This is a genomic window from Pseudonocardia sp. (assembly GCF_025965585.1).
Classification (GTDB): domain Bacteria; phylum Actinomycetota; class Actinomycetes; order Mycobacteriales; family Pseudonocardiaceae; genus Pseudonocardia.
Window position 1 is genome coordinate 1 of sequence record NZ_JAOPWR010000281.1, and the last position, 6,335, is coordinate 6,335.

General features: G+C 72.3%; 6 protein-coding genes and 1 pseudogene. 4 read left to right on the top strand and 3 right to left on the bottom strand.

Features of this window, described 5'->3' with window-relative positions; all coding sequences use genetic code 11:
* Positions 1-122 (top strand): annotated as a pseudogene (locus tag JWR81_RS17655) (type I pantothenate kinase); the annotation flags it as partial.
* Positions 123-224: 102 nt separating this feature from the next.
* A complete protein-coding gene (locus tag JWR81_RS17660; RefSeq protein WP_297653502.1) occupies positions 225-686 on the top strand; it encodes a MarR family transcriptional regulator in 462 nt (153 codons plus the stop codon).
* A 6-nt stretch (positions 687-692) separates the two neighbouring features.
* Here the strand turns inward: JWR81_RS17660 and JWR81_RS17665 are convergent, their stop codons facing one another.
* Together JWR81_RS17665 and asnB are read right to left on the bottom strand one after the other, a co-directional pair.
* Entirely contained in the window at positions 693-1,487 is a 795-nt protein-coding gene (locus tag JWR81_RS17665) for a DUF427 domain-containing protein (protein ID WP_297653507.1), read from the bottom strand.
* 69 nt (positions 1,488-1,556) lie between these two features.
* Positions 1,557-3,422 carry an asparagine synthase (glutamine-hydrolyzing) gene (gene asnB, locus JWR81_RS17670; RefSeq protein WP_297653510.1) on the bottom strand — a complete coding sequence of 622 codons (1,866 nt, stop codon included), beginning with the start codon at positions 3,420-3,422 and terminating at the stop codon, positions 1,557-1,559.
* A gap of 115 nt (positions 3,423-3,537) precedes the next feature.
* On the opposite strand from asnB, the gene JWR81_RS17675 reads away from it, so the two are divergent.
* On the top strand, positions 3,538-4,005 hold the full coding sequence (locus tag JWR81_RS17675; RefSeq protein ID WP_297653513.1) for a MarR family transcriptional regulator: 468 nt from the start codon (positions 3,538-3,540) through the stop codon (positions 4,003-4,005).
* Here JWR81_RS17675 and JWR81_RS17680 read toward each other — a convergent pair.
* Complete coding sequence (locus tag JWR81_RS17680) at positions 3,977-5,587, bottom strand: APC family permease (protein ID WP_297653516.1); 1,611 nt, start codon at positions 5,585-5,587, stop codon at positions 3,977-3,979. The genes JWR81_RS17675 and JWR81_RS17680 overlap by 29 nt on opposite strands.
* Before the next feature lie 423 nt (positions 5,588-6,010).
* On the opposite strand from JWR81_RS17680, the gene JWR81_RS17685 reads away from it, so the two are divergent.
* A partial coding sequence (locus tag JWR81_RS17685) for an MBL fold metallo-hydrolase (RefSeq protein ID WP_297653519.1) occupies positions 6,011-6,335 on the top strand: 325 nt, incomplete at its 3' end.

Sequence of the window (6,335 nt, forward strand, 5' to 3'; positions counted from 1 at the left end):
GGTCGGAGATCAACGGCCCCAACCTGCAGCACAACATCCGCCCCACCCGGGGCCGCGCCAGCCTGGTGCTGCGCAAGGGGCCCGACCACAACGTGACGGGCATCCGGCTGCGCAAGGTGTGACCGGCCACGTGTGACCGGCCACGGTGTGATCTGCCGCGTCCGTTACGTCCGTTCCGGGGTGGGGTCCGACGCGTTGATCGGCGCGGATGGCACCATGGACCGATGACAGCGCCCCATCCCGCCGGCGCCGCCACCGCCGACGACGCCCGCACCGAGCTCGCCGCGCGGCTCCGCCTCGCCGTCGGCCGGCTCAACCGGCGCATCCGCATCGACGGCCACGAGTCGATCCCGCCGCTGCAGCTGTCGGCACTCGTCACCGTGGAGCAGTACGGCCCGCTGCGGCTCTCCGAGCTGGCGCGCCGCGAGGCCGTCACCGCCCCGACCATGAGCCGGGTGCTCGCCGCGCTGGACGAGCAGGGCCTGGTGATCCGAGCCCCAGACCCCCAGGACGCCCGGGGCGTGCAGATCAGGCTCTCCGAGGCCGGCGCAGCCGGCCTGGAGGAGGTGCGCAGCCACCGCACTGCCCTGGTGGCGCGCCGCCTCGCGCGCCTCGCCCCCGACCAGCTCGAGGCCCTGCAGGCGGCGATGCCGGCCTTCGAGGCACTGCTGGTCGACGAGGACTGACCCGCGTCAGGCGGGCTGCCCGTCCACCACGACGCGCAGGTCGTCGTGGAGCAGGCTCACGCGGCCGGCGATGTGCGACGACTCGGGCAGAGGCTCGTCGTAGGCCCACACCGCGTCCACCAGCTCGCGGCCGTCCGCCAAGGTGAGCGTCCAGTAGCGGGCGTCGCCCTTGTAAGGGCAGTGGGTGGACGTGTCGGTGGCGGTCGTCTTGGCCGTGATGTCGTCGGGGGAGAGGTAGAAGCGCAGCGGCAGGCCGGTCTCGTCCACCACGAGCGGGCTGTGCGACTCGGCCACCAGCTCGTCGCCGGCGAACACCTCGACGTGCCGGCTCGACGAGCGCACGTCCACCCGGTGGTAGGGGTCGGTGAGCGCGCGGACCTGCTCGTCCTCGTCGAACCACGCGTCGGCCGCCTCCCAGTACAGCGACGCGTAGCCGGCCAGCCACGGCGCCCCGTCCGTCGGCTCGGGGTAGGCCCAGAGCGCGTTCTCGACGGTCCGGTCGCCCACCGCGAGCGAGCGGTAGGTGGCGTCGCCCTTGAACGGGCAGTGCGTGGAGAGGTCGCTCGGCACGAACGCGGAGGCGTCGAGGTCCTCCTCGGGCACGTACAGCCGTGGGGGCAGGGCCGTCTCGTGCAGCAGCACGCCCCGGGTGGTGTCGAGCACGGTGCGGCCGGCGAACTCGGCTCGCACGCGGCGGTGGAACGGCTGGGCGAACAGCTTGTGGGCCGGTCCGTCGATGCGGTAGTTGACCGTCGCCGGGGGGTTCGGGGCGAGCGGTGCGTCGCTGCGGGTCAGGGTCATCGTGGGCTCCTCGCGGTGGGCACTCCTTCGGCCCCAACGCGAGGAGCCCACGAACATTCCTGCGCGCTCCTAGAGCCGCACGTCCACCTGGTAGTCGGTCAGCCAGTTCTCCAGGGTGAGCACCTGCTCCCACTGCATGCGGTCGGCCATGGACGACCGGCCGTCCACCGTCTCGGACAGGCGCTCGCGCACCGTGGTGGCGTCGAGCAGCGGGGCGACCTTCGAGTCGGGGTTCTCCAGTGCACTGGCCGCCTGCCGGCGCAGCGCCTGCTCGTAGCCGGCGTCCTGCGTGGACGGGTACGGGCTCTTCACCCGCTGCACCACCGACTCCGGGAGCAGGTCGGCCGTCGCGGCACGCAGCAGGCTCTTCTCGCGGCCGTCGAAGGTCTTGTGCGCCCACGGCGTGCCGAAGACGTACTCGACGAGCCGGTGGTCGCAGAAGGGCACGCGCACCTCGAGCCCGACGGCCATGCTCATCCGGTCCTTGCGGTCGAGCAGGTTGGGCAGGAAGCGGGTGAGGTAGAGGTAGCAGACCTCCCGCATCCGCCGCTCGTGCGGATCGGCGGCGGCCGGCCCGGTCAGCTGTGGCACCTCGGTGAGCGCGTGGCGGTACTGCGCGTCGAGGTAGCCGGGCAGGTCCAGCTCCTTGGTCAGCCGCTCGTCGAACAGCGACGGGCCGGCGGCGGCCCGGTTCATCATCCGGCCGGCCAGCCACGGGAACGTGTCGGCGGCGACGGTGTCGGCGTCGTGGAAGTCGCGGTAGCCGCCGAACACCTCGTCGGCCGACTCACCCGACAGCGCCACCGTGGAACGCTCCCGGATGGCCTTGAACAGCAGGTACAGCGACGAGTCCATGTCGCCTGCCGTGATGGGCAGGTCGCGGGAGTGCAGGACCGCGGCCCGGACTGCCGGGTCCATCATCTGGTCGGTCGACAGGGTGATGTCGGCGTGGTCGGTGCCGACGAACTGGGCGACGTCCTTCACGTACGGGCCGTCGGGGGTGCCGCGGACGTCGTCGGCGGTGAAGTTCTCGTCGTAGCCGACGAAGTCGACGGCGAACGAGCGCACCTTCCCGTCCACGTGCCGGGCGGCGAGTGCCGTCAGCGCCGAGGAGTCGAGGCCGCCCGAGAGCAGCGTGCACAGCGGCACGTCGCTGATCAGCTGCCGCCGCGCGGTGTCCTCCAGCAGGTCGCGCACGGTGCGGACGGTCGTGGGGACGTCGTCTGTGTGGCCGGTGTCCTCGAGCGCCCAGTAGCGCAGCTCACGGATCCCGTCGCGGTTGATCCGGACGACGTAGCCGGGGGGCACCTCGCGCATGCCCTGGAAGACGGAGTTGCCGGGGTCGGCCACCCACGACAGCGCCCGGCGCAGGCCGGCCAGGTCGACGACGCGGCGCGCGGCGGCGTTGGCGAGGATCGCCTTGGGCTCCGAGCCGAACAGCACGCCGTGCGGGGTGGGGTAGTAGTAGAGCGGCTTGACGCCCAGCCGGTCGCGCACGAGCACGAGCTCGCGGGTGCGGGTGTCCCAGAGCGCGTAGGCGAACATGCCGTTCAGCTCGCGCACGGCGTGCCGCGGGTCGCGTCCGCCCCACTCCTGGTGGGCGTGCAGCACCACCTCGGTGTCGCTGCTGGTTTCGAAGCGGTGCCCGGCCGCGGCGAGGCGTTCGCGCAGCTCGCGGAAGTTGTAGGTCTCGCCGCTGTAGACCATGGTCATCGACTGCTCGTCACCCACCGGCAGCGTCATCGGCTGGCGCCCGCCCGGCACGTCGATGACGGCCAGGCGCCGGTGCCCGAGTGCCACCGGGCCGTCCACCCAGGTGCCCTCCTGGTCCGGCCCTCGGCAGGACATCGTCTCGGTCATCGCGGCCAGCTCGCGCCGGGCGTCCGGCGCCCCCAGGTCGCGTTCGTAGTCCAACCATCCGCAGATACCGCACATGTCCCCGAACCTCCATGTGTTACATAAGTATTACGTCCGTGCTGCACGATTGCACGGCGTAACATTGCATGGCGCAACCCCAGTAGCCTGCTTTCCGCCCTGATGCCCGATTCCGATGGAGGTGGTCCTCATCACCCGCACGGTCACCGCACATCAGGACGCGCTCGCCCGCGTCGAGCGCGAGATCACTGTCCTGATCCGGCGGACCCTCGAGGAGGTCTGGGCCGGCGGTTACGGCGACGGCCCCGTCGACCGCTACACCTACCCGGTGCTCGCCCTGCTCGACGAGCACGGGCCGCAGGGCCTGGGCGAGCTCACCCGGCGCCTGGGCGTCAGCAAACCGACGGCCAGCAGGCACGTGGCGAAGCTGGGCGCCGCGGGTCTGGTCAGCACCCGCCCCGACCGCGACCCCCGCGCCGTCCTCGTCGCCCTGACGCCGGCAGGCGACGAGCAGGTGGCCCGCGTGCGCGACATCCGCCACGCCGGGCTGCGCACGGTGCTGAGCGGCTGGTCCGACGCCGACGGCGACGCTCTCGCGACGCTCCTGTCCCGGCTCAACGTGGACCTCGACCGCCAGCGGTAGCCCGCTCCGGACGCCGGCTACGCGGGACGCCGGACCGCACCGCGACCGGGAACACCACGAGGGCGACGAGGGCGACGACGATCGAGTCGTACGGCGCGGGCAGCAGGTTCGCACCGGCGAAGCTGCCCAGCCCGGACAGCAGGGTGAGCGTCAGCAGGTAGGCCACCAGCCAGGCCCCGCGGCGCAGCTCCGTGAGCAGTGGAGCGCTCCGGTCGGTCCGCCAGAGGGCCACGAACAACGGCACCCCGGCGAGCGTCAGCGGCAGCGCGATCCGCAGGTCGTGCCAGCCCGACCAGTAGATGAACTCCGAGGCCAGCACGAAGCTGAGTGGTGCGATCACCCGCAGGCCGGGGACCCAGCCGGAGAGCCGCTCGGGCTCGACGACCCGGAAGACGCCCGCGGCGACCGCCGCCGCGGCGTAGAGCAGCAGGTACAGGTCGCCCATCACGCTGACGATGTGCTGCCAGCCGCCGAACGGGAGCAGGAACACGATGACGACGACGAGGTTCAGCAGGAGCGCCCGCCGGGGGACGCCGGACCGCCGGTCCACCACCATGATCGGGCGGGGGAGCAGCCGGTTCTTGGCCAGCGCATAGGTGTGGCGGGCGTCGATGGCGATGCCCACGTAGGCCGAGCCGCCGGGGGAGATGACCGCGTCGGCGTACAGCATCGCCGCGACGAGCTGGAGGTTCAGGGCCACCGCCAGCTCGCCGAACGGGGAGTCGAGGTCGACGCCGTGCCAGCCGTGGCCCAGCAGCGTCTCCGGGACCGCGCCGAGGAAGGCGAGCTGGAGCGCGAGGTAGAGCAGCACGGCCAGGGTGATGCTGCCGAGCACCGCCAGCGGCACCGTTCGGCGCGGATCGCGCGCCTCGCCGGAGAAGTCGACCGGCGCCTGGAAGCCGTTGACCGAGTAGACGATCCCGCCGCCGGCCAGCGCCGACAGCACCGCGCCGTAGCCGTAGGGGGCGAAGCCGCCGTGGCCGGTGAGGTTCGCCGCGTGGAAGCCCGAGGCGATCAGCGCGACGACCGTCAGCGTGGGCACGGCGATCTTGATGATCGTGAGGGTGTTGTTCACGCGCCCGAAGAGCCTGACGCCGTACCAGTTCAGGGCGGTGAGGATCACCGAGAGGACGACGGCGAGCAGCACTCCGCTCCAGGTCAGGGATCCGTCCTTGTAGACCCAGGGCAGGTAGTGCCCGGCGTACTGGACGATCGCCGTGAGCTCGGCGCTGGTGGCCCCCACCGACAGCAGTGCCGAGACCCCGATCACGGAGCCCACGAGGCGGCCGCTGGCGTACAGCGGCCAGCGGACCGTGCCGCCTGCCTCCGGCCGGGACGCGCCCAGCTCGACGATCACGAGCGCCACCAGCGCGCAGAGGATCCCCGCGGCCACCCACGCCAGCAGCGCGGCCGGTCCGGCGATCTGGGCCGCGTACATCGAGGCGAACAGCCACCCGGAGCCGACGATGTTGGAGAATCCGATCGCGGTCAGTCCCCAGACGCCGAGATGGCGGCGGAGCTTGCTCTCCTCGGCCCGGACGACCTCGTCCTCGGGCCCGCTGTACTCCGTCGCGGTCGCCACATGCACCCTCTCCCTCGGACGGCATCGAATCCGTACGGGCCACGCTGCACCCGGGCAGTGGGTCCGGACCCGGTCCCGGGTGCGGCTGCCTGGCATCGACTACCCACGACGACCGCTGGTGCAGCATCGACCATGGTTCAGAGCCCGTTTCGAGTGAAGGCCGGGCACATGCCGAACATCGACGACCGTTGGCCGTTCTCGCCCTCCGTGCCCGGTCCTCGGAACTCGGCATGACGCTCTCGCCCGCGATGCGCCGGCTCGCGTGGGCGTGCCGTAGATCGTGGTCGTCGGTGCCGGCCCGGCGTTCGAGGGTCGGGCGACGGTCACGACGTACGCGTTCTTCGGCCGGCCACTACCACTACGAGCACGTGCCCCGTCGGCGGGCAGCGGTTGGGGGCCGCGCGAGTGGGTAGCTCCCGGGCCGTGAGCATCGAGGGACTGGCCGTGCGCGTGCTGGGCAGCGGCGGCCCGTTCGTCAATGCACATCGGGCGTCGTCGGGGTACCTCGTCCAGCTCGACGGGCGGCCTCGGTTGCTCGTCGACGCAGGCGGCGGAACCTTCGAGCGGCTGGGACGGGCCGGCGTGGACCCGGCCGCGCTCGCCGCGGCGCTGCTGACCCATCTCCACATCGACCACAGCGGCGGGCTCGCACCGGTGGTGTTCGCCGCCTGGATGGCCGGCCGCGACCACCCGCTGACCGTGGTCGGCCCGGCCGGTTCCGACGACCAGCCCGGGTCGGCTCGGTGGT

Bases quoted from the DNA above. Each gene is read 5' to 3' on its own strand.
- JWR81_RS17660 (WP_297653502.1), top strand. From the start codon at position 225: ATGACAGCGCCCCATCCCGCCGGCGCCGCCACCGCCGACGACGCCCGC.
- JWR81_RS17665 (WP_297653507.1), bottom strand. From the start codon at position 1,487: ATGACCCTGACCCGCAGCGACGCACCGCTCGCCCCGAACCCCCCGGCG.
- asnB (WP_297653510.1), bottom strand. From the start codon at position 3,422: ATGTGCGGTATCTGCGGATGGTTGGACTACGAACGCGACCTGGGGGCG.
- JWR81_RS17675 (WP_297653513.1), top strand. From the start codon at position 3,538: ATGGAGGTGGTCCTCATCACCCGCACGGTCACCGCACATCAGGACGCG.